Here is a 20,970-nt window from a genome sequence, read left to right on the forward strand (position 1 = left end):
AGATAGGACCTGTGTCCCGGGAGGAGGACGACGCCGTGGCGCTCGTGCGCGTGTACTGCGGTCTGGCCTCGGCGGATCCGGCCGACCGACCGGCATCGGCCGGATCGACGCTGACGTCCGCTGTGGTCGACGACGCAGGCCGTCTGCTGCATGTCTACGAGATCGGTGACGACCCGACGGGCTACGCCCAGCTGGTCGCGCTGCTCGTGGAGCGGTCGGGCGGGCCGAGCGGCGCGGCGATCGCGGCCGACAGCGACGACCACACGGTCACCTCGCTGCTGAGCGCCGCCGGGCGTCCACTCGCGATCGCCGACGACGACTCGGTCGACGACTTCGCCGAGCGGTTCGCCGACGACGACTCCCTGGAGGAGATGCAGTCCCCGCCGGCCGAGCGGCGGGCGGTGGGCCTGGCCCGCGCCCTCCAGGCCGGGGCGCTCTCCGCGGTCACCCTGCCGGCACCCCGGGACCTGGCCGGATTCAAGCAGGTCCTGGCCGCGCACGCCGCCCTGTCCACCGGCCGCCACTCGGCCGCCGTGGCGCTGCGCGAGGTGCTGCGCGAGCTCTACCCGGCGGCCCTCCGGGCGTACCCGGACCCGGCCGAGCCGGTGTCGCTCGCGGTGCTCGACGCCCTTCCCGAGCCCGGCATGCTCGGCGGCGCGACCGCCCAGGGCCACGACGTCTCGGTCGCCGCGGACGCGGTGGCCGCGCAGCTGGCCGCCGACGGCGTGGCCGAGGTTGACGAGATCGACGCCGCGGTGACCGCCCTACGGGTGGCCATCTCCGAGACCCCCCGCCGGGCCACCGTCAACCGGGCGCTCACCTCCGCCGTCGCGGAGACCGTCCGTCACGCGGTCGCCTCGGTGCGGGCCTGCGACGCCGGCTGCGAGGCACTGGTGGGCGCGCTCAGCGCCCGGATCACCACCCCGGCTCCGGCACCCGGACGGCGCGCCGCCGCCCGGCGCGGCGAGCCGATCGGCGAACTGTCCGGCCTCGGCGGCACCGCGGCGGGGCTTCGCCCCGTCCGGCCGGCCGAGCCCGAGCGCCCCACCCCCACCAGCCGGCGCAGCCGCCCCGAGCCGACCTCCGGCGGAGCGATGCCAACCTCGCCCCGACCGCTCGGTCCGCCGCCGGTCGCACCGGCCCCGGTCGCACCGCCACCGGTCGCACCGGCGCCGGCCGCCGCGACAGCCACCCCGACCTCGGCCCCGCCCTCGCGTACCGACCCGGCCATGCCCGCGGTCCGCCGGGGTACCGACCCGGGCCTGCCGGTGGTCCGCCGGGGTACCGACCCGGGCCTGCCGGTGGTCCGCCGGGGTACCGACCCGGGCCTGCCGGTGGTCCGCCGGGGCACCGACCCGGGCCTGCCGGTGGTCCGCCGGGGCGTCGACGCCCCGACCAACCGTCCGGTGTCCGCGCCGCCCCCGCCGCCGCCCGGCATCACGCCGATCGCCCCGGCGCAGCGCGGCAACGTGCCCCCCGCCGAGGCGGGCGAGCCGTTCCGGCCGACCCTTACCACGGCGGCGATCAACAGCGCCCGCGCCGAGCGGCAGCGCACGGTCATCCCGCCCCGCCCGAAGACCAACGGCGCGCTGTCGGCGCCCACCGGCGGCTTCAGCGCCACCGACCTGAGCGTCCCGGTGCCGACCCCGCGCCCCGGGGCCGAGGCCGCCCCGCCCGGCTCCCGGGCGAACTGGCCGCTGGTCAACAACCCGGAGGACCCGGCCGACACTTCCGCCAACAACCCGGTCGTGCCGCCGTACGGCGAGCGGGCCGGCCGGCAGGTGGACGCGCCGACCGACCCCGGCTCTGAGCGGCGGGTCACCCCGCCGTGGCTCGCCGACGACCTGCCGCAGGAGCCGCCGATGCTGCGGCTCGTCGAGCCGCCGCCGCTGGCCGACCGTGCGCTGCGCGACGGTCCACACCCGGGCGCCGACCCGCGCCTGGAGACGCCCCCGCTGCGGCTGGTCGACCGGGAGGAGGCGAGCCGTTCCGGGCGCGCCCCCCGTGGTGAGCGGCCGGCCCCGGAACACCGGCCGGAGCCGGCGGAGCGCCGGCCCGCACCGATGGAGCACCGGCCGCCGCCGATCTCCGACGAGGGCGACGGCGACCTGCTGATCTTCGCGCAGGCCAGGTCCGCCTGGTTCGTCGGCCAGCCCGAGGAGTCCGACCTGGACTGGTCGACCACCGCGGACACCGGCTGGCAGGCCGCCGAGCAGGCGGCCCGCCCGGCCGTGGGCGCGGAGACCTCCGCCGGCCTGCCCAAGCGGGTCCCGCAGGCCAACCTGGTGCCCGGCTCGCCGCTGCGCGAGGAACGTCCGCTGCGGATCGTCCGCGACGCGGCGAGCCTCGCCGAGAACACCACCGGCTACTTCCGCGGCTGGCGCCGCGGCCAGGAGATCGGCGGGTTCGCGGTCGGCGGGCGACCGGGTCGTGAGTCGGCCGGCGGCTGGGACTTCAGCCGCGACCCGGCCGAGCGCGACGACGACCGCGAATACGAGTTCCGGTCCGCCGGCTACCGTTCCTGATCGCGGGCAAAGCGCCTTCCACCTGCGTGTTTCTGCCCACACCCGGATAATTTGACGCCGGGTCGCGGGGGCCGGAAGCATACCGGCGGAACCGCCGGCGGCAGGTGACGCCGGGGTGGGAAGGCGACTCCAATGGCGACACCGGCAATCGACTCCTCCGTGCTCACCCGCCGGGGAGTGCTCACCGCAGCGACCAGCAGCCTGCTGCTGAGCGCCTGCGGGCAGGCGGAGACGCAGGACGGGGCGGAGCCGGACGGCACCGCCTCGCCGGGCGGCCCGGAGCTGCTGATCGGCGTCAGCCTGGAGCTCACCGGCCGGGGCGCCGCCCTCGGGGTCCTTCAGGAACGCGCCCTGCAGATCACCATGGAAGACCTCAACGTCGACCGGGTGCAGGTGGGCAACCTGCGCCGGAGCGTACGGCTGCTGGTGCGGGACAACCGCGGCGAGCCGCGCCTGGCCGCCCAGCAGGCCACCGAGCTGATCCGCAAGGACGGCGTGCACGCCCTGCTCGGCACCACGCTGACCGAGACCGCGATGGCGGTCGTCGGGGTGGCCCAGCGACTCCAGACCCCCTTCGTCTCGCTCGCGCCCGGGGACGGCATCGTGCTGCCGCTGGCGCAGCGGACGTTCATCTACAAGCTCACCCCGGACGCGGTGGACGTCGCCCGCCGACTGGCCCAGCTGGCCCGCTCACAGGGGCTGGAGCGGGTCGCCCTGCTGGCCGCCGACGGCCTGCACGGCGACTCCGGCGTCCGAGCCGTGGCGGCCGCGCTGCGGGCCGTCGGGGTCGAGCTTGACCGCACCGTACGCCTGCCCCGCACCGGCGCTGACTCCACCACCGCCGCCCGGCAGGCGGTGGCCGGTGGACCCGACGGGGTGGTGGTGTGGGCGGCGGCTCCGGACAGCGGCAGCGCCGCCCGCGCGCTGCGCCGGGCCCGCTGGCGGGGTCCGCTCTTCTTCGACTCCGCGGCCGTGGCCGAGGAGACCGTGCAGGGCAGCAACGCGGCCGCCGTCGAGGGCTCGTACACGGTGCACCCGACCTGCCTGGCCGGCTCCACCCTCACGGGCACCACCACCGCCGCACTCGCCCGGCGGGACTTCGTGTTCCGCTACATCCAGCAGCACGGCGGGTTCAGCGGTTTCGCCCCCTACGCCTCGGACGCGCTCCAGCTCATCGCCGACGCGGCCCGGCTGGCCAGCAGCGTCGACCGTGGACGGCTGCGGGCGTACCTCCAGACGCAGGTGACCGAGGGGATGGCCGGGTGGTACGCCTTCGCGCCGATCCGGCACGGCGGGATGGAGCGCAACTCGCTGGGCGTCTACCAGCTCATTCAGGGAAGCTGGACCAGGGTCTCCTGACCCGGGGGCCGGCCCTGGCACCGCCGGCGTACACGTGCCGGCGCGTCCACTCCGGACCCGACCGGCCGTGGACGCGCGGACGCGCCCGGCGTCGGCCGGAGCCGCCACCGGACGCGTCGAGGCCCGTCAGGCCGGAGCGGTCGCGCGCGAACGACGCATGGTCAGCACGTATTCGACCAGCGAGATCAGCACGTGCTTGGTCGACTCCCGGTTACGGGCGTCGCAGGCCACCACCGGCACGTCGGTCGAGATCGCCAGCGCGTCCCGGACGTCCTGCGGGTCGTGGTACTGCATCCCGTCGAAGCAGTTGATGGCCACCAGGTACGGCAGCCGCCGGTGCTCGAAGAAGTCGATCGCCGCGAAGCAGTCGGCCAGCCGGCGGGTGTCGACCAGGACGACGGCACCGATCGCGCCGCGGACCAGTTCGTCCCACATGAACCAGAACCGGGTCTGGCCCGGCGTACCGAACAGGTACAGGATCAGGTCCCGGTCGATCGAGATCCGGCCGAAGTCCATCGCCACGGTGGTCGTCGTCTTGCCCGGCACCTGCCGGGTGTCGTCGACGCCCACGCCCGCGGAGGTCATGATGGCCTCGGTGGTCAGCGGCGTGATCTCCGAGACCGAGCCGACCAAAGTCGTCTTGCCGACGCCGAATCCCCCGGCGATAACGATCTTCGCCGACGTCACGCGCCCGCTCGGGGCCGACGGCCGGTGCGACATGTCAGAGCCTGCGAAGTCCACTCAGCACCCTCTCCAGCAGTTCAGTGCCCACCGCGTCGTCGGAGTCGTCCAAGATGGTCGGCTCGTGCACCGCGACCAGGCCGTCCGTCGCCATGTCGGCGATGAGCACCCGGGCCACGCCCAGCGGAAGCTGCATTCGCGCCGCGATCTCGGCGAGCGACTGCACACGTCCGTCACACAGCGCGGCGATGTACTGGTGCTCCCGGCCCTGACCGCCGTTGCCACTGGCAGCGGCGCGACCGCGCACCGTCGTCTCGACGAGCGCCTCCATGGCGATGTCGAGCCGGGGACGGGTACGACCGCGGGTCACGGCGTATGGACGGACCAACGCTCCGGTCGGTTCGTCACGATCGGCCATGTCGCCGCTCACCTCCTTCGTACCCGGCACCGGCTCGCGCCTGGTGGAACCCGTCGTTGTTGTCGTGTCGTTGCTGCCGTGCCGACCCGGTGGTCAGCTCGGTCAGCCCATCATCCCGACCGCCGTGCGGGGCTGCGGGGTCAGCGCGTCACCCACCCGGTCGACCAGCAGCGCCATCTCGTAGCCGACCTGGCCCACGTCACTGCTGCGGGCGGCCAGCACCGCGAAGGACGAACCGTCTGAGATGGACATCAGGAACAGAAAGCCGTTGTCCATCTCGACGACGGTCTGCAGCACCGCGCCACCCTCGAAGCAGCGGGCCGCGCCCTGGGTGAGGCTGACCAGACCGGAGGCGATGGCGGCCAACTGGTCGGCCCGGTCCCGCGGCAGGTCCCGTGACGACGCGAGGAGCAGGCCGTCCGCGGAGACGGCGACCGCGTGCGCGACACCGGGCACCCGGTCGGCGAAGTTGGCCAGCAGCCAACCGAGATCCTGCGTAGTTGTCATCGATCTTGCTCCTTCTGCCCGCTCCCGGCCGCCGGGCCGAAGCCAGACTGCGAGGATTGCTGCCCTCCCGGAGTCGCCTCCGAGCTGGTGGGGTTGCTGTCCGAGGGGTTGGTGCGCCCGCGCTGCACGCCCCGATGGTAGGCCGACAACAGACCGCGCACCGCCTCCGGCGTACGCCGCTGCACCGAGGTGGTCGGCTTCTCCACGGCACCCGGGACGAGCTGCGCCATCGGCGTCCGCTTCGGCAGGCCGGTCTGGGTGGTGGCCGCCACCGGCACCTCGGAGGCTGCCACGGCGGCACGCCAGCCGTCGTCGGCCGCGGTCTGCCAGCCGGCGGTCTGCGGGGCGGGCCGGCGGTTGGGCAGGCCGTCGGCCTGACCGGGGCGACCGCCTCCGTTCGTCGCCGACCCGTTGTCGCGCGGCGTCCCTCCGGCCATCGGAGTGTTTGCCATCGGTGCGTTACCTGTCGTCCGTGGTGCGTTGTGCGGGACGGAGCGACCGGCGTCGACGGCGGGCATCTGCTGGGTCGCGCCTCCGTCGACCCCCTGCTTGGCGGCCGCGACGCCCGGCTCCTCCGGGCCCGGCTTGCGGGTACGGAACCAGGCCGACTCGAGCTCCCGGAAGATCGGCAGCTCCATCGTCTCGTCCGCGTACCGCTGCCGGTTGGCCGTCTCCTGCGGGGTCGGGGGTCGGTTGACCGGTGCCGGCTGCGCCGCACGGACCTGCGGTGCGGCGGGCTGCCGCGCCGCCGGCGGAGTGGCCTGGACCGGGGGCTGCGCGGTCGGCTGGGTCTGCTCGGGACGCGCCACCCGCGGCAGCTCGGTGGTCATGTCCAGCGCGGCGGCGAGCCGCTCGGGCACCGGCGGGGCGGCCGGCTCCGGGTTGGCCACCGGCGGCCAGGCCGGCGGGGCGGCCGAGGCGGCCGAGACGGGCGGCTGGCCGGAGTACGGCGAGGCGGAAACCGGGTGCCCGGAGTACGGCGGACCGGAGTACGGCGAGGCCGAGACCGGCGGACCGGAGTAGGGCGAGGCGGAAACCGGGTGCCCGGAGTACGGCGGACCGGAGTACGGCGAAGCCGACACCGGCGGACCGGAGTAGGGCGAGGCGGACACGGGCGGCAGCGGCGGCGCCGAGATCGGGGGCATCGGGGGCGCGCTGTAGGGGCGGGCCTCCGGGCTGCTCGGCAGCTGCCGCGGGATCGCCGGCTGCTGGCCGGTCGCCGGGTCGTCGTCGCCGGACGCCCGCCGCTGCGGCAGTGGGTCGATCTGCTGGCCGTTGGAGGACCGCGGCGTGAAGCTGTCGTTGCCGTTGACGGCGTTGGCGCCGGTCAGGTCCGACCAGGCCGGCATGGAGCGCGTCCCGCCGGAGTTGGCCGGGGAGCCGTTGCGCGGGGCGGGGTCGAAGGGCCGCCCACCGAGGGTGACCTGGTTGCCGGACTCGCCGGACCGCGGGGTCGGCATCGGGCCGTTGCCCAACGCGGGCAGGGCACCGAAGGTCGGGGCCGGGCCGGGCTGCTGCGGGCCGGCCGCGGGCAGCGCCGGGACCGGCTGGCCGCGACCGGCGAGCGCCCGGGGCACCAGCACGGAGGTGGGCATGGTGACCTCGGCGACCGTGCCGCGGTCGGAGCCGGGACGCAGCTCCGCCTTGACGCCGTGCCGCGAGGCCAGCCGGGCGACCACGACCAGGCCCATCATCCGGGAGACGGCCACGTCCACCTGGGGCGGCGTGGCGAGCCGCTCGTTGAGGTCGCCCAGCTGCTCCGGGCTGATGCCGATGCCACGGTCCTCGACGTAGAGGGTGGCCCGGTCGCCGATGCGGCGCGCCTCCACCATGACCTGGGAGTCCGGCGGAGAGAAGGCGGTCGCGTTGTCGAACAGCTCGGCGATGAGGTGCACCATGTCGTTGACGGCGTGCGCGGCGACCTCGATGTCCCGGTCGATCACCCCGAACTCGATTCGGGTGTAGTGCTCGACCTCGGACTGCGCGGCGCGCAGCACGTCGATCAGGGCGGCCGGTTCGCGCTGCACCCGGGTGGAGTCCGCACCGGCGAGGACCAGCAGGTTCTCGTCGTTGCGGCGCATCCGGGTGGCCAGGTGGTCGAGCTGGAACAGCTCGGCCAGCCGGTCCGGGTCCTCCTCGCCGCGCTCCAGCCGGTCGAGGTGGCCGATCAGCCGGTCGACCAGGATCTGCGAGCGGCGGGCGAGGTTGACGAACATCGTCGCGACGGAGGAACGCAGCGCGGCCTGCTCGGCGGCGGTGCGGACCGCCTCCAGGTGGACCGCGTTGAACGCCTCGGTCACCTGGCCGAACTCGTCCTTGCTGCGCACCGGCAGCGGCTCGGCGATCTGGTTGGCCAGCTGCGCCGGGGAAAGCTGTCCGCTGACCTGCGGGTCGCGCAGCCTGGCCACCGCCTGCGGCAGGCCGTACTGCGCGATGGACAGGGCGCCCTGGCGCAGGTCGCGCAGGGAGCGGGCCATCGACCGGGCGACCAGGTACGCGAAGAGGATCGCCAGCAGCAGCATGCTCAGCAGCAGGCCGGTCTCCAGGAAGACCTGGCGCTGCACGTCGGATCGGAGCTGGTCGGCCTGCCGGACCACGTTGCCGTCGAGCTTGACCTCGACGGTACGGATCAACTGGGCGTTGGCGACCATGGCCGCGTCCCACTGGTCCGTGCCGAACTCGACGCCGGCGATGCTATCGGTGTCGCGGGAACTGATGAAGGCGCTGTAGGCCTCCGCCTGGCGCAGGTCGGAGCCGGCCACGGTCTGCTGGTAGAACTCGCGCTCGGACTGGTTGGCGACCGACTGGAAGGTCTGCCGCGCCAGCTGCTCACCCTTCTGGCTGCGGATGAAGTCGTCGCGCAGCGGCGCGATGTACGACTTCTGGATGAGTACCCGGTGCACCGCCACCCGGCGCAGCGACAGGAACTCCTTGGTCCGCGCGACGGCGGCGGCGGCCCGCATCCGGTCGCTCAGATCGTTGTCACCGGCGAGCTGGGTGGCCGAGTCCCGGACGCTGATCAGCTGGTTGATCAGGCCCTCGTACGACCCGACCGCGTCGCTGAGCTTGAGCCGGCCGTTGTAGACCTGGCTGCGGGTGCCCGGAAGGTCACTCAGCTCCTGGTCGATCCGGTCGAGCAGCGTCTCCAGGCTGGCCGGTAGATCCTCGATCTTCAGCCGCTGCCGCGAGTACGGCGCCTTGGACTGGTCGACCCGCTGGTTGACCCGGTTGTACGCCTCCTGGTACTGCGCCCGGGCCTGCCCCTTGGGCGCCCCCAGCAGCAGGACGGCGTTGGTGCGCTCGTCCTGGAGGCTGTTGACCAGGTCACCTGAGTAACCGATCAGGTTGGCCAGGTCTCCCGCCCGGTTGGCATTGTTGAGCGTCTGCAGGTGGTCCACCAGACCACTGGTGCCCACGACGACCGTGGCGATGGTCGGCACGATCATGATCAGACCGAGCTTGGACCAGATCGGCATGTCGCGGAGCCGGCCGGCAGGCCAGCGCAGACGCGACAGGAAGGAGCCCGCCGTCTTCGGCCGTTTGCTCACGTCACCGTCCTCGCGATTACAGCGTCCCCGCGTTGCCCCGGGCAACGCCCAGCGACCGACCCGGCGGATCGGACCCCCGAGATTCCATCACGCCGCCCCTGAAAGAGAAAGCCCACGTTGGCGGTCGCCGGGGGTGTGATGAGATGTTGATGCAATTTGATAGCAATCCGTCTGGCCGGAGTTACCGAACGTAATGGAATATCGTTACCGCGTTGTCCTGCTCGCCGGCCCTTCCGGCTCCGGGAAGTCGTACGTAGCACATCGAACCGGACTACCAGTGCTCTGCCTGGACGACTTCTACAAGGACGGCGATGACCCTACGTTGCCACGCCAGAACGGACTGGTTGACTGGGACTCACCCGAATCCTGGGACGCCGGGACGGCCGTGGAAACAATTGCCCGGCTGGCCCGGGAGGGCAAGGCCGAAGTGCCGGTTTATGCGATCGGTGCCGACCGTCGGGTGTCCACCCGGCCCTTCGAACTGGCCGGATCGCCACTTTTCGTCGCCGAAGGGATCTTCGCCGCCGAGATCGTCGAGGAGTGTCGGCGCCGGGGGCTGCTCGCCGGGGCGTACGCGCTGCGTCGCCCGCGCGGGGCGACCTTCGTCCGCCGGCTGACCCGCGACCTCGCCGAGCAGCGCAAGGCGCCGAAGGTCCTGCTGCGGCGCGGGGTGGCGCTGCTGCGCGCCGAACCGGCGGTGCTGCGCCGGCAGACCGGCCTGGGCGCCGAGGCCGCCCGTGCCCGGGACGTGCTGCGGCGGGTGGCCGGCCTGATCGCCAGCCACCCGCACCACTGATCAGGCCAGCAGCTTCGCGTACGCCGGCTTGATCACCTCGTCGATGATCCGCAGCCGCTCGTCGAACGGGATGAAGGCGCTCTTCATGGCGTTGATGGTGAACCACTGGAGTTCCTTCCAGCCGTAGCCGAAGGCGTCCACCAGCAGCGCCATCTCCCGGGACATCGAGGTGCCGCTCATCAGCCGGTTGTCGGTGTTGACCGTCACCCGGAACCGGAGGTCACGCAGCAGCCCGATCGGGTGGTCGGCGATCGACGCGGCGGCGCCGGTCTGCACGTTCGACGACGGGCAGAGCTCCAGCGGGATGCGCTTGTCCCGCACGTACGCGGCCAGCCGGCCGAGCACCGGCTGCGGGCCGGGGGTGATGTCGTCCACGATCCGGACCCCGTGGCCGAGCCGGTCCGCGCCGCACCACTGGATCGCCTGCCAGATAGAGGGCAGCCCGAACGCCTCGCCGGCGTGGATCGTGAAGTGGAAGTTCTCCCGCTGCAGGTACTCGAAGGCGTCCAGATGCCGGGTGGGCGGGAAGCCCGCCTCGGCGCCGGCGATGTCGAAGCCCACCACCCCGGCGTCCCGGTGCCGCACCGCCAGCTCGGCGATCTCCTGGGAGCGCGCGGCGTGCCGCATCGCGGTCAGCAGCGTGCCGACCCGGATCGGCGTGCCGGCCGCGGCGGCCTCCGCGCTGCCCTCCACGAAGCCGGCCACCACCGCCTCGACCACCTCGTCCAGGGTGAGGTTCTGCTCCAGGTGCTGCTCCGGGGCAAACCGCACCTCGGCGTAGACCACGCCGTCCGCGGCCAGGTCGAGCGCGCACTCCCGGGCCACCCGGCGCAGCGCCGGCGCGGTCTGCATCACGGCGACGGTGTGCGCGAACGTCTCCAGGTAGCGTTCCAGCGAACCCGAGTTCGCCGCCTCCACGAACCAGCGGCCGAGCGCCTCCGGGTCGGTGGTGGGCAGCTCGTGACCGACCTCGGCGGCGAGTTCGACGACCGTCGCCGGCCGCAGGCCGCCGTCGAGATGATCGTGCAGCAGCGCCTTGGGGACCTTGACGATGTCCTCGTATCGGATTGCGACCATGCTCAGACCCTAGTCAGCCCCGACCGGCCCCCGGGACGGGACCGCCCGGCGGCGCGCCGGTGTGAACCGCACCACCCCGTACGGGCATGACGGGGGCGCGACCGCGCATTCCCCGCTCACATAGGCTCACCGGGTGACCGCGCCGCACCCGCCCGACCAGTCCGGGGACGCGGTGCACCCGCAGGTGGTGGCGCGGCTGCGCTGCCCGGTCTGCGCCGAACCGCTGGCCGCGGCCCCCGACACCCGCGCGCTGCGCTGCCCGCGCCGGCACAGCTTCGACGTCGCCCGACAGGGGTACGTCAACCTGCTCACCGGCCGCGCCCCGCACGTCGGGGACACCGCCGAGATGGTGGCCGCCCGGGCCGACTTCCTGGCCGCCGGGCACTACGACGTCATCTCCGCCGCGCTGGCCGAGGCGGCGACGCGGTTCGTCGCCCCGGTGACCGGCGGCCGGCGGGCGGACGGGGAGCCGGGCGTCGGGGCGTACCCGCTGGTGGTGGACGCCGGGGCGGGCACCGGGCGGCACCTCGCCGCGGTGCTGGCGGCGCTGCCCGACGCCGTGGGTCTGGCCCTGGACGTCTCCAAGCCGGCGCTGCGCCGCGCGGCCCTGGCCCACCCGCGGGCGGCGGCGGCGCTGGCCGACACCTGGCAGCGGCTGCCGCTCGCCGACGCCTCGACCGCCGTGCTGCTGGACGTCTTCGCCCCGCGCAACGGCGCGGAGTTCCATCGGGTGCTCGACCCGGCCGGGGCGCTGCTGGTGGTCACCCCGACCGACGCGCACCTCGCCGAACTGGTCGACGCGCTCGACCTGCTTCGGGTGGACCCGGCCAAGGCGGACCGGGTCGCCGACAGCCTGGCCGGTCACTTCACCGACGAGCGCAGCGGCGTGCACACCGCCCGGCTCCGGCTGACCCGGGCCGAGGTGGCGACCCTGGTCGGGATGGGCCCCAGCGCCTGGCACACCGACCCGGACCGGCTCGCCGCCCGGGTCGCCACGCTGCCCGAGCCGGTGGCGGTCACCGCCGCGGTCCGGCTCACCGTCTGGCGCCCGCGCTGACCCGGAGTCAGGTGGACAGGTCGACCTCTTCCCAACCCGGCGGCTCGTCGTGGTACGGCCCGCGCAGCACCACCGCCCACTCCAGCGCCCAGCGCCGCTGACCGATCGCGTTGGCGTCGACCAGCCCGGGCAGCGCCAGGCCCCGCTCCTCCGCCTCCAGGTACGCCCAGTCCAGGCAGTAGTGCAGGTCGAGCAGGGCGGCGGCGTCGGCCGGATGCTGCGGCGCGGCCAGGATCCGAGCCCGCCACTGGCCGAACGTCTCCCCGGCGGCGAGGTGCGGCATCCGCTCCACCAGCCGCTCGTCGACCGGGATCGTCGGGTCGAGCTGCTTGCTCAGGCCGAGCACCCAGGCCAGCGAGAAGAGCGCGTCGTGGTGCAGCACGAACGAGCGGTGGTCACCGTTGCCGCCCATCACGAACTGCCACTCCGGCGGAGTGACCAGCTCGACCAGGTGGGAGTCGAGCAGCCAGCTCATCGCCGCCTGCGGCGGCATCCCGAAGCAGCGGGCCAGGATCAGGTGCAGGACCGCGATCCGCGCCTCGATCTCCCCGGTGGGACGCAACTCGATCTCGTCGCCCGGCTCCCACACCAGCGGGAACTGGGCGGGCGGCAACGGCAGGCGCAGCCGGGACAGCTCGTCCAGGCTCGCCTCACGGACTTCCCGGGGATCGGGGGCGGGTACCAACACGGTCGAAGTCCCTGTCTGCTCGCTCCGGCGTCACCGCCGGCCTGTCCCCCTGGGCTGGGAGGATAGCGTCCGCGGCGGGTCGGCACCATGCCGAGATCCCCCCACCGGCCGACCAGTCACAGGCGGTCGGCCGTTCAGCCGATCCGCTCGATGACCAGCGACGACGCGCCCGGCGCGGTGGGCGCCAGGCGGACCGCCCGCTCGGCCTCCGCCCGCGCCGCCGGGATCCGGGTGGCCTGGTCGGCCCGGAGCTCGTAGAGCGGGTCGCCGGCCCGGACCGGGTCGCCGGGGCGCTTGTGCAGCACCACGCCCGCGGCGGCGCTGACCGGGTCCTCCTTGCGGGCCCGCCCGGCGCCGAGCCGCCAGGCGGCCACCCCGATCGCGTACGCGTCGACGGAGGAGACGAAGCCGTCGGCCTGGGCGCGGACCACCTCGACCTCGTTGGCGGTCGGCATCGGGGCGTCCGGGTCGCCGCCCTGCGCGCGGATCATCCTGCGCCAGGCGTCCATCGCCCGCCCGTCGCGCAGCGCGGCGGCCGGGTCGGTGTCCGGCAGGCCGGCCGCGTCCAGCATCTCCCGGGCCAGGGCGAGGGTCAGCTCCACCACGTCGGCGGGGCCGCCGCCGGCCAGCACCTCCACCGACTCGGTCACCTCGACCGCGTTGCCGATGGTCAGGCCGAGCGGGGTGGACATGTCGGTGAGCAGGGCGACCGTCTTCACGCCGTGCGCGCCGCCCAGCTCGACCATGGTCCGGGCCAGTTCCCGGGCGTCGTCGACGGACTTCATGAACGCGCCGGAGCCGACCTTGACGTCGAGCACCAGCGCGCCGGTGCCCTCGGCGATCTTCTTGCTCATGATCGAGCTGGCGATCAGCGGGATCGCCTCGACGGTGCCGGTGACGTCGCGCAGCGCGTACAGCTTGCGGTCGGCCGGGGCCAGCCCCTCGCCGGCCGCGCAGATCACCGCGCCGACGTCGCGCAGTTGGGAGATGAACTCGTCGTTGGTCAGCGCCGCCCGCCAGCCGGGGATCGACTCCAGCTTGTCCAGCGTGCCGCCGGTGTGCCCGAGGCCGCGCCCGGAGAGCTGCGGCACCGCGCCGCCGCACGCCGCGACCAGCGGGGTGAGCGGCAGGGTGATCTTGTCACCGACACCACCGGTGGAGTGCTTGTCCACGGTCGGCCGGGCCACCGGGGACAGGTCCAGCCGCTCGCCGCTGGCGATCATCGCGGCGGTCCACCGGGCGATCTCCGGCGGGGTCATCCCGCGCAGCAGGATCGCCATGGCCAGTGCCGCCATCTGCTCGTCGGCAACCAGCCCCCGGGTGTACGCGTCGACCACCCAGTCGATCTGGGCGTCGCTCAACACACCCCCGTCCCGCTTGGTACGGATGACGTCGACCGCCGTGAACGCACTCATCGTCGAGTTCCTCTGCTTGGTAGTTCTGCTGATCGGCGGTACGCCGTGAAGGGTTCAGCCGGCGGGCCAGCGGGTGGGGATCTCCATCGGGGGTTCGCCCTCGCCGGCCCAGAAGATGGTGCCGCTCGCGTCGACCACCACCACCCGGGGCGTACGGGCGTGCCCCCAGGTGATCGCCTCGGCGGGTTCGTCCCAGCTCGGGCCCTCCTCCAGCACCCCGGTCTCGGCGCCCTCGGCGTCCCCCGCCGACCGCTCCCAGTACGCCGTCCAGACCTGCTGCCCGGCGGACATGTCGGGGTGCACGAAGACGGTGCCCCGCCCACGCCAGGCGGCCAGCCGTTCCGGCACCACCGGTACCGGGTGTTCCCCGGTCACCGCCTCGAGGTCGGCCACGTCGAAGGCGTGCGGCAACAGCTCCGCCATGCGCAGCGGGCCGCCCCTGGACTCGATCAGACACTCCGGGCCGCCGTTCTCCCAGAGCAGCTGCCGGCAGCGGCCGCACGGCATCAGCGGCTCGCCGGTGGCGTCGACGCAGGACATCGCGACGAGCCGGCCGCCGCCGGTGGCGTGCAACGAGGAGACGACGCCGCACTCGGCGCAGAGGGTGACGCCGTAGCCGGCGTTCTCCACGTTGCAGCCGGTCACCACCCGGCCGTCGTCGACCAGGGCGGCCGCCCCGACCGGGAACTTCGAGTACGGCACGTACGCGTGCCGCATCACCTCGGTGGCGGCGGCCCGCAGCCGCTCCCAGTCGATCTCGGTCATCCCACCATTCTGCCCAAGCCCCCCTGGTGGGGCGCGGGAAGGGTCGCCCTCGGGTGGCCGCCGACACCGGCGGGCACCCGGAAGCCGGCGGGCATACCGGACGGGGATCGGGACGACCTGGGCGTTGCGAGACGCGGGGAGCGACGTTCGCCAGGTGTGGTCGGAAGCTTTGGAGCTGATGATGTGGACGACTCACCTGATCCATTCGTGTCATCAGCTCCAAAGGGCCTCGATGGAGTCCGCCGACCTGGAGGCGCTTGGCCCCTTTCCCTCCGGGGGCCTGCCCTGCCCGGCGCCCAGCGGGGTCCGAATGGCCGCACCCGGCGTCGGCGTCGGCGTGAAACAACCGTGCCCGGCGGGGAATCCCCACCGGGCACGGATCACAGGCGTCTGCCGAGGGCTCAGCCCTTGACGTACGGCTTGCCGTCCGCCGCGGGCGCCCGGACCCGGCCGACCAGCCCGGCCACGGCCAGGATCGTCGCCAGGTACGGCAGCATCGCCAGGAACTGGCTGGGGATGCTGCTGCCGATCGCGCCCAGGTAGGTGGCGAGCTGGTCGGCGAAGCCGAAGAAGAGCGCCGCGAGCAGCGCCCCGGTCGGGCTCCACCGGCCGAAGATCAGCGCGGCCAGGGCGATGAAGCCCTTACCGCCGATCATGTTCTTGGTGAAGCTGTAGAGCGCCAGCGTGTAGGAGGCGCCCCCGATGCCGGCGACCACACCCGCCAGCAGCACGTTGCGGTAGCGCAGTCCCAGCACCTTGACGCCGAGGGTGTCCGCCGCGGTCGGATGCTCGCCCACCGAGCGGGTCCGCAGGCCCCACCGGGTACGGAACAGCGCGATGTGGATGACCAGCACCAGCAGCAGGCCGAGGTAGAGGAAGATGTTGCTGCGGAACAGCGCCGGCCCGATCAACGGGATGTCCCTGAGCAGCGGGATCTCCCAGTTGGAGAAGCGCGGCGCGCTGTTGTACTTCGTCGCGTCGGTCTGCATCAGCCGCTCGTAGAGGAAGCCGGTGACGCCGACCGCCAGCAGGTTCAGCACGACGCCCATGACCACCTGGTCGACCAGGTAGCGGATCGCGAAGACCGCCAGCAGCAGCGAGATGAACGCACCGCCGATCGCCGCGGCGACCAGGCCCACCCAGACGCTGCCGGTGAGGCTGCCGAAGAGCGCGCCGCTGAACGCGCCCATCAGCAGTTGGCCCTCGATGGCGACGTTGACCACGCCGGACCGCTCGCAGAGCACCCCGGCCAGGGCGCCGAAGATCAGCGGCAGGGCCAGGACGAAGGTGGCCCGGACGATGTTGACCATCGGCATGAAGTTGCGGCCCTCGGGGGCGGCCGACACCTGCCAGCACAGGAAGCTCAGCACGAAGGCGACCAGCCCGACGCCGAGCGCCAGGGTGAACCAACGCTTCGGGATCCCGGCCAGCAGGGCGGCCCCGGCCGCGGCGGTGATGACCCCGAAGAGGATCGCGCCGACCGTGCCGTTGATCTCCAGCGCCGCGCCGCCCTCGGTCTCGCTGAGGGTGAAGCGCGCCTGCCGGTCGGTGGCGAGCGCGCCGAAGAGCACCGCGGCGAGCACGCCCAGCGCCAGCAGGACCGCGCCGATCTTGCGGTTGCGCGTCCAGAAGCCCTCGTCGACCGCTGCGACGGCGACGTCGGGGACAGCCATGGTGGACATGCCTTACCAGCCCTTCGCCAGGCTCGTCTGCAACCGGGCGGCGCGGGCGGCCCGGAGCTGGAAGATCGCCTTCACCAGGGCCGGCGCGGCGATGAAGATGACGATCAGCGCCTGGAGCACGGTGACCAGCTCCAGCGAGATCCCCGAGTACGACTGCATCCGGTTGCCGCCGGCCTGCAGCGCGCCGAAGAGCAGCGCGGCCAGCAGCACGCCCCACGGCTTCACCCGGCCGAGCAGCGCCACCAGGATGCCGTCGAAGCCGATCTGCGCGACGACCAGCGGGGTCAGCGCGTTCGCGGTGGACCCGAGCACCATCTGGCTGCCCCCCAGGCCGGCGAGCAGGCCGGCGATCACCATGATCAGCACGTACGTCCGGGTGACGCTGATGCCGGCGGTCCGGGCGGCGTCCGGGTTGGCGCCGACGGCGCGCAGCTCGAAGCCGAGCGTGGAGCGGTTGAGCAGCCAGGCGACGAACCAGGTGGCCAGCACGGCGACCAGGATGCCGGCGTGCACGCGCAGGTTGTCGCCGAGCAGTCGGGGCAGCTGGGCCGCCGTGTCGACCGGCTTGCTGATCGCGTCGGAGCGGCCCGGGTTCTGCACCCCGTTCTGGATGATGATCCAGGAGAGGAAGTAGACCGCGACGTAGTTCAGCATGATCGTGTTGATCACCTCGTGCGCCCCGGTCCGCGCCTTGAGGATGCCGGGGATGAAGCCCCAGATCGCGCCACCGGCGGCACCGGCGATCAGCGCGACGAGCAGGTGCACCACCGGCGGCAGCGGCAGGGCGAAGCCGGCGACCGCGGCCAGGATGACGCCCATGGTCGCCTGGCCCTGGGCGCCGATGTTGAACAGGCCGCCCCGGAAGGCGAGCGCGACCGACAGGCCGGTGAAGACCAGCGGCGCGGTGTAGGTGAGCGTCTCGGAGATCGGGCTCAACGCCGCTTGGAAGCCGCGCGCCTCGGGGTCGAAGACGGCGCCCTTGAACAGGTTCCCGTACGCCTCGCTGACCAACGTCCAGCTGGAGTTGATCGCGTCGGCCGGCCGGGCGGTGATGTAGCCGTAGGTGGCCAGCACCTCCGGGTCCGACACGATGATCAGGACCGCGCCGACCAGCATCGCCAGGACCAGCGCGAGCACCGTGACGGTGACCGTGTTGGCGGCCCAGAGGTTGTCCAGGAAGAGCCGGCCCAGGGTGGGCCGGGGCTGTTCCGCGGGCTGCTTCGGGGCGGTCATGGTGGCGCCGCGGTCGGCCTTGCCGGCTGCGGTCAGCTCCGCCTCGGTCGCCGGCTCCTTGTCCGGGGAGCCCGACGCCGGGTTGGGGTTGCTCATGCCGCCACCTCGCTCCGCTCGGCGCCGGCATGAGGCACCACTGCGCCGTACCGATGAATCGCTCGCTGACGCTCGCTCATGCCTCGTCCTCGTTACCAGGGCTCTCGGGGGCCGGGGCCACGGCGCCGCCGGGCGTGTCCGGGGTGATGCCGGCCATCAGCAGGCCGATCTCCTCGCGCGGGGTGTCCGGGCCCACGACGCCGATGATCCGGCCGCGGTACATGACCGCGATCCGGTCGGCCAGGCCGATCACCTCGTCCAGCTCGCTGGAGACGACCATGACGGCGGTGCCGACGTCCCGCTCGCGGATGACCCGGCTGTGGATGAACTCGATCGAGCCGACGTCCACGCCCCGGGTCGGCTGGGCGGCGATGAAGAGCTTCAGCGGCCGGGACAGCTCCCGGGCCACGATCACCTTCTGCTGGTTACCGCCGGAGAGGGTGCCCACCGCGGCGTCGGCCGAGGAGGTACGGACGTCGAACTGCTCGATCCGCTCCTTCGCCGACTTCACGATCGCGTCCGGCCTGAGCGCCAGGCCCTTACCGAAGGGCGGCCGGTCGTAGATGTCCAGGACCAGGTTCTCCGCGACGGAGAACTCCTTGACCAGGCCGTCGACGCTGCGGTCCTCCGGCACGTAGCCGACCCCGGCGCGGAGCACCTTCTTGGTCGACCAGCCGTGCACGGCCTGCCCGTCCAGGGTGATCGAGCCGGCGAGGGTGGGCCGCAGGCCCATGATCGCCTCGATCAGCTCGGTCTGCCCGTTGCCCTGCACACCGGCGATGCCGAGCACCTCACCGGCGTGCACGGTCAGGTCGACGCCGTCGACGGCGCGGATCTGCCGGTCGTCGTCGACGACCAGGCCGGCGACCTCCAGGATCGGCTTGCCCGGGGTTGCGGGCTGCTTGTCCACCGTCAGCCGGACGTTGCGGCCGACCATCAGCGCGGCCAGTTCGTCCCGGCTGGCCTCCGGAGAGGCCGTGCCGACGGTCTTCCCGCGCCGGATCACGGTGATCCGGTCGGCGATGGCCTTGACCTCGCCGAGCTTGTGGGTGATGAAGACGATCGACTTGCCGGCGGCCTTGAGCGACCGCATGACCGTGAGCAGTTCCTCGGTCTCCTGTGGGGTGAGCACCGCGGTCGGCTCGTCCAGGATGAGCAGGTCGACGTCGCGGGTGAGCGCCTTGACGATCTCCACCCGCTGCTGGATGCCGACCGGCAGGTCCTCGATCACCGCGTCCGGGTCGACCCGCAGGTTGTACCGCTCGGAGACCTCCGCCACCTCGCGGCGGGCCCGCCGGCGGTCCAGGAACCCGGCGATGCCGCCCCTGACCTGCTCGGCGCCGAGCATGATGTTCTCGGCGACCGTGAAGACCGGCACCAGCATGAAGTGCTGGTGCACCATGCCGATCCCGGCCGCGATCGCGTCCGACGGACCCTTCAGCTTCAGCGGCTGGCCGTCGACCAGAATCTCGCCCTCGTCGGGCTGGTAGAGCCCGTAGAGCACGTTCATCAGGGTCGACTTGCCGGCGCCGTTCTCGCCGAGCAGGGCGTGGATCTCTCCAGGCTCCACCGTCAGGTCGATGTGGTCGTTGGCGACCAGATCACCGAACCGCTTGGTGATGCCGCGCAGTTCGAGTCTCAGCGCAACCTCCTGGAGTGCGAGCGATGGTGCAGCCTAGCTGCTGGTCGGCCGGCCGCCGGGGGGCCGGCCGTGCGGGTGGAGCGGATCGGCCGCCCCGGCGTACAGGGGTCGTCCCACGTACGCCGAGGCGGCCGATCGTCGTGCCTGGTTCCCGCCGGCCCCCGCTGGCGATGTTCCGATCGCGGCGGCCGGGGAGGTGGTCACTTGGTCGGCTGGGCCTTCGAGGTGACCGTGATGGTGCCGGCGGCGATGTCCGCCTTGATCTTGTCGACCTCGGCCTTGAGCTCCGCCGGGACCTTGCTGTCGAAGTCGTGGTACGGGGCGATCGAGACGCCGTTGTTGGCCAGGGTGCCCACGAAGCCCGGCTTGGCCTGGAGCTTCTCGTCACCGGCGGCCTTGAGCACGGCCTCCTTGACGGCGTCCGGGATGTTCTTCACGACGGTCGTCACCAGCGTCGGGCAGTTCGGGGTGCTCTCGCAGCCGTCGACGTCCACCCAGATCACCGAGTACTTGCCGCCCGAGGCCTGGGCCGCGGCGGTGGTGCCGAGGCCGGCGCCACCGGCGACCGGCATGACGATGTCCGCGCCCTGGGCGACCAGCGCGTCGGAGACCTTCTTGCCCTCGTCCTGCTTGACGAAGTCGTTGGTGAAGGAGCCCTTCTGGGTCGCCTTGTCCCAACCGAGGACCTGGACGTTCTTGCCCTTGGCCTTGTTGTAGTGCGCAACGCCGTCGGCGAAGCCGTCCATGAAGATGGTCACCGGCGGGATCGGCAGACCGCCGTAAGTCCCGACCTTGCCGGTCTTGCTCATCCCGGCGGCCAGGTAGCCGGCCTGGAACGCGGCCTGCGCGGTGTCGAACTGCATCGGGTAGATGTTGTCCACACCCGGGTTCGAGTCGACGATGCCGAACTGCTGGTTCGGGTTCGCGGTGGCGGCCTTCTTGGTGGCGTCGGTCATGAGGCCGCCGACCGCCAGGATGAAGTCGCACTTCTGGTTGACGAACCCGGTCAGGTTGACCTCGTAGTCCGCCTCGGCCTTCGACGCGACGTACTTGATGTCGATGTTGTCGTTCGCCTTCTTCGCCTCCTGGAGCCCCTTCCAGGCCGAGGTGTTGAAGGACTTGTCGTCGATGCCGCCGACGTCGGTCACCATGCAGGCGCTGTACTTCTTGGCACCGCTGCCGGCGTTGTTGTCGTCCTTGGGGGCCTCACCACACGCGGCGGCGCCCAGCACCAGCCCACCCGCCGCGATGGCGGAGGCGATCCGCATCCCACGCACAGAGCGCAAGACGTCTCCTTCCCATTGCACACCGCGCCTCGTGCGGTGGCAGCCCTTGAACCAGCGAGCGTTGTGCTGCCGGCATCCCACGTTACGGACGGGAGCGTACGCCCGCGCCCACCCACCGGCCGCCAATCGTGCACGACTGTTGAACGCTCGTTATCCCGGCGTAACCCTGGCGTGGGGCAGATCACTCACAGTGCT

Annotated in this window: 16 protein-coding genes; 4 read left to right on the forward strand and 12 right to left on the reverse strand. The window is 72.9% G+C overall.

Annotation, left to right across the window (positions count from 1 at the left end):
- Positions 1 to 11 precede the first annotated feature (11 nt).
- Both AB0I41_RS17380 and AB0I41_RS17385 read left to right on the forward strand, forming a co-directional pair.
- Positions 12 to 2,525: a transposase gene (locus AB0I41_RS17380; protein WP_357108100.1), complete on the forward strand. Its 2,514-nt coding sequence runs from the start codon at positions 12 to 14 to the stop codon at positions 2,523 to 2,525.
- Between the two features lie 132 nt (positions 2,526 to 2,657).
- The gene (locus AB0I41_RS17385; protein WP_357108103.1) at positions 2,658 to 3,884 is read left to right on the forward strand and encodes an ABC transporter substrate-binding protein; all 1,227 of its coding nucleotides are present in this window, start codon (positions 2,658 to 2,660) and stop codon (positions 3,882 to 3,884) included.
- A 126-nt stretch (positions 3,885 to 4,010) separates the two neighbouring features.
- Here AB0I41_RS17385 and AB0I41_RS17390 read toward each other — a convergent pair whose 3' ends face one another.
- The 4 genes from AB0I41_RS17390 to AB0I41_RS17405 all read right to left on the reverse strand — a co-directional run bounded on the left by AB0I41_RS17390 (position 4,011) and on the right by AB0I41_RS17405 (position 9,038).
- Complete coding sequence (locus AB0I41_RS17390; protein WP_357108105.1) at positions 4,011 to 4,604, reverse strand: ATP/GTP-binding protein; 594 nt, start codon at positions 4,602 to 4,604, stop codon at positions 4,011 to 4,013.
- Position 4,605: 1 nt separating this feature from the next.
- Positions 4,606 to 4,983: a DUF742 domain-containing protein gene (locus AB0I41_RS17395; protein WP_088964879.1), complete on the reverse strand. Its 378-nt coding sequence runs from the start codon at positions 4,981 to 4,983 to the stop codon at positions 4,606 to 4,608.
- 102 nt (positions 4,984 to 5,085) lie between these two features.
- Positions 5,086 to 5,490 carry a roadblock/LC7 domain-containing protein gene (locus AB0I41_RS17400; RefSeq protein ID WP_132186590.1) on the reverse strand — a complete coding sequence of 135 codons (405 nt, stop codon included), beginning with the start codon at positions 5,488 to 5,490 and terminating at the stop codon, positions 5,086 to 5,088.
- Complete coding sequence (locus AB0I41_RS17405) at positions 5,487 to 9,038, reverse strand: nitrate- and nitrite sensing domain-containing protein (RefSeq protein WP_357108109.1); 3,552 nt, start codon at positions 9,036 to 9,038, stop codon at positions 5,487 to 5,489. Before AB0I41_RS17405 ends, AB0I41_RS17400 begins: the two co-directional genes overlap by 4 nt.
- Before the next feature lie 277 nt (positions 9,039 to 9,315).
- Here AB0I41_RS17405 and AB0I41_RS17410 point away from each other — a divergent pair, with 277 nt between their 5' ends.
- Positions 9,316 to 9,834, forward strand: coding sequence for an ATP-binding protein (locus AB0I41_RS17410; protein ID WP_357108112.1), 519 nt, complete (start codon positions 9,316 to 9,318; stop codon positions 9,832 to 9,834).
- On the opposite strand, the gene AB0I41_RS17415 is transcribed toward AB0I41_RS17410, so the two are convergent.
- Positions 9,835 to 10,911, reverse strand: coding sequence for an adenosine deaminase (locus AB0I41_RS17415; RefSeq protein ID WP_357108115.1), 1,077 nt, complete (start codon positions 10,909 to 10,911; stop codon positions 9,835 to 9,837).
- Between the two features lie 172 nt (positions 10,912 to 11,083).
- Here AB0I41_RS17415 and AB0I41_RS17420 point away from each other — a divergent pair, with 172 nt between their 5' ends.
- On the forward strand, positions 11,084 to 11,968 hold the full coding sequence (locus AB0I41_RS17420) for a putative RNA methyltransferase (RefSeq protein WP_357108201.1): 885 nt from the start codon (positions 11,084 to 11,086) through the stop codon (positions 11,966 to 11,968).
- Between the two features lie 7 nt (positions 11,969 to 11,975).
- On the opposite strand, the gene AB0I41_RS17425 is transcribed toward AB0I41_RS17420, so the two are convergent.
- From AB0I41_RS17425 to AB0I41_RS17455, 7 genes are all read right to left on the reverse strand, one after another.
- Positions 11,976 to 12,656 (reverse strand): DUF4272 domain-containing protein, encoded by a 681-nt coding sequence (locus tag AB0I41_RS17425; RefSeq protein ID WP_357108118.1) that lies wholly within the window; start codon positions 12,654 to 12,656, stop codon positions 11,976 to 11,978.
- 134 nt (positions 12,657 to 12,790) lie between these two features.
- A complete protein-coding gene (locus AB0I41_RS17430) occupies positions 12,791 to 14,071 on the reverse strand; it encodes a thymidine phosphorylase (RefSeq protein ID WP_357108120.1) in 1,281 nt (426 codons plus the stop codon).
- A 54-nt stretch (positions 14,072 to 14,125) separates the two neighbouring features.
- On the reverse strand, positions 14,126 to 14,836 hold the full coding sequence (locus AB0I41_RS17435; RefSeq protein ID WP_357108123.1) for a cytidine deaminase: 711 nt from the start codon (positions 14,834 to 14,836) through the stop codon (positions 14,126 to 14,128).
- Positions 14,837 to 15,237: 401 nt separating this feature from the next.
- The gene (locus tag AB0I41_RS17440) at positions 15,238 to 16,518 is read right to left on the reverse strand and encodes an ABC transporter permease (protein ID WP_357108125.1); all 1,281 of its coding nucleotides are present in this window, start codon (positions 16,516 to 16,518) and stop codon (positions 15,238 to 15,240) included.
- Between the two features lie 3 nt (positions 16,519 to 16,521).
- Entirely contained in the window at positions 16,522 to 17,847 is a 1,326-nt protein-coding gene (locus AB0I41_RS17445) for an ABC transporter permease (protein ID WP_357108128.1), read from the reverse strand.
- A 76-nt stretch (positions 17,848 to 17,923) separates the two neighbouring features.
- Positions 17,924 to 19,489, reverse strand: coding sequence for an ABC transporter ATP-binding protein (locus tag AB0I41_RS17450; protein ID WP_357108204.1), 1,566 nt, complete (start codon positions 19,487 to 19,489; stop codon positions 17,924 to 17,926).
- A 200-nt stretch (positions 19,490 to 19,689) separates the two neighbouring features.
- Positions 19,690 to 20,757, reverse strand: a complete 1,068-nt coding sequence (locus tag AB0I41_RS17455; RefSeq protein WP_357108206.1) for a BMP family ABC transporter substrate-binding protein — start codon at positions 20,755 to 20,757, stop codon at positions 19,690 to 19,692.
- Between the last annotated feature and the right edge of the window lie 213 nt (positions 20,758 to 20,970).

The sequence above is a fragment of the Micromonospora sp. NPDC050200 genome (assembly GCF_040656135.1).
Lineage (GTDB): Bacteria > Actinomycetota > Actinomycetes > Mycobacteriales > Micromonosporaceae > Micromonospora.

Excerpts from the sequence above, each read along its gene's own strand:
- AB0I41_RS17385 (WP_357108103.1), top strand. The coding sequence starts at position 2,658 with ATGGCGACACCGGCAATCGACTCCTCCGTGCTCACCCGCCGGGGAGTG.
- AB0I41_RS17390 (WP_357108105.1), bottom strand. The coding sequence starts at position 4,604 with ATGTCGCACCGGCCGTCGGCCCCGAGCGGGCGCGTGACGTCGGCGAAG.
- AB0I41_RS17395 (WP_088964879.1), bottom strand. The coding sequence starts at position 4,983 with ATGGCCGATCGTGACGAACCGACCGGAGCGTTGGTCCGTCCATACGCC.
- AB0I41_RS17400 (WP_132186590.1), bottom strand. The coding sequence starts at position 5,490 with ATGACAACTACGCAGGATCTCGGTTGGCTGCTGGCCAACTTCGCCGAC.
- AB0I41_RS17415 (WP_357108115.1), bottom strand. The coding sequence starts at position 10,911 with ATGGTCGCAATCCGATACGAGGACATCGTCAAGGTCCCCAAGGCGCTG.
- AB0I41_RS17430 (WP_357108120.1), bottom strand. The coding sequence starts at position 14,071 with ATGAGTGCGTTCACGGCGGTCGACGTCATCCGTACCAAGCGGGACGGG.
- AB0I41_RS17435 (WP_357108123.1), bottom strand. The coding sequence starts at position 14,836 with ATGACCGAGATCGACTGGGAGCGGCTGCGGGCCGCCGCCACCGAGGTG.
- AB0I41_RS17440 (WP_357108125.1), bottom strand. The coding sequence starts at position 16,518 with ATGTCCACCATGGCTGTCCCCGACGTCGCCGTCGCAGCGGTCGACGAG.
- AB0I41_RS17445 (WP_357108128.1), bottom strand. The coding sequence starts at position 17,847 with ATGAGCAACCCCAACCCGGCGTCGGGCTCCCCGGACAAGGAGCCGGCG.
- AB0I41_RS17455 (WP_357108206.1), bottom strand. The coding sequence starts at position 20,757 with ATGCGGATCGCCTCCGCCATCGCGGCGGGTGGGCTGGTGCTGGGCGCC.